Source organism: uncultured Campylobacter sp. (assembly GCF_937997595.1).
Lineage (GTDB): Bacteria > Campylobacterota > Campylobacteria > Campylobacterales > Campylobacteraceae > Campylobacter_B.
This window is the reverse complement of record NZ_CALKTS010000187.1, coordinates 1-1,036: the sequence shown is the minus strand read 5'-3', so window position 1 is coordinate 1,036 and position 1,036 is coordinate 1. Positions and strand designations below refer to the sequence as shown.

Below are 1,036 nucleotides of genomic sequence, written 5' to 3'. Positions count from 1 at the left end.
AAGACTTCATCCTTGAGCGCAAGGCGGGCTACGTGCGAATGAACGCCGAGCGCAACATCACGGCAAACAGCTTGCTTACCAAAACCGGCGATAAGCTTCGCGCGATGATGCCGTGGATTGCTAAGGGTAAGCTCGTAAATAAAGATAAAAACTGATTTCGGCTGAGCTTTGGCTAATACAAATCCACGCGGGCGCCGCAAAAAGCGCCCAATCAACTACGCAACGATCGCCTTTGTCGTAATCTTATGCTTTTTAAGCGGTGCGGTTACCTACGCGGTTTTGGATCTCGTATTTTCAGGCAATAAAGCCGCGTTGCAGCAAAGCTCGCGCAAACAAACTCCCGAAAGCACTTCCGATTCTCGCGGTAAAAAGCCGCGTTTAAGCGCTGCACAGAAGGAAGCATTGATTCAAAAGGAGCTTGATAAGATCGCCGAGCAAAACGTAACTACGTCGAAGATGAGTATCGAGCCCGCACGGCGGAATTCCGCAGGAGAAAATTCCGCAAACGGCGATTCGCAAAATTCCGTAAATTCTATAGCTTCCGCAAATTCCGCCGCCTCAAATTCGGCGAGCGACGGATCTGACGTAAATTTTACCGTAGTAAATTCCGCGCCAGAAAATTCCATAAATTCTACCGCGCAAAGCCACGCTTCGGGCAACGCGGACGATCTTTCTAAATTGCCGCGCAAGGCTTTGCCCGCAGGCTCTCGCGCAAAGCTTGCGATCATCATCGACGACGTAGGCACCGGCGAGCAGGCGCAAAAGATCGCTGCGCTGCCCGTGCGCGTGACGCCGTCCATCTTCCCGCCCGAGTATCAGCGCAAGGACACGCGCTCGCTCGCTCGCGGCTTTGAGCATTATGCGATCCACCTGCCGATGGAGGCTAGCTCTGCTAAAAACAACTCCGCGACGCTGCGAGCTTCTGATAATTACGAGAAGCTGCGCGGCGTCATAGCCAAGCTGCGCGCGGACTTTCCGAATGCTAAATTTATAAACAACCACACCGGTTCTAAATTTACCGCCGACGAGCGCGCGA

At 53.0% G+C, this 1,036-nt stretch carries 1 protein-coding gene and 1 pseudogene; both read left to right on the top strand.

From position 1 onward, the window contains the following. A pseudogene (locus tag Q0614_RS06675) lies at positions 1 to 155 on the top strand (ketol-acid reductoisomerase); the annotation flags it as partial. 13 nt (positions 156 to 168) lie between these two features. Beyond that, positions 169 to 1,036, top strand: an 868-nt coding sequence (locus Q0614_RS06670) for a divergent polysaccharide deacetylase family protein (RefSeq protein WP_298787468.1), incomplete at its 3' end; no start/stop codon positions are given.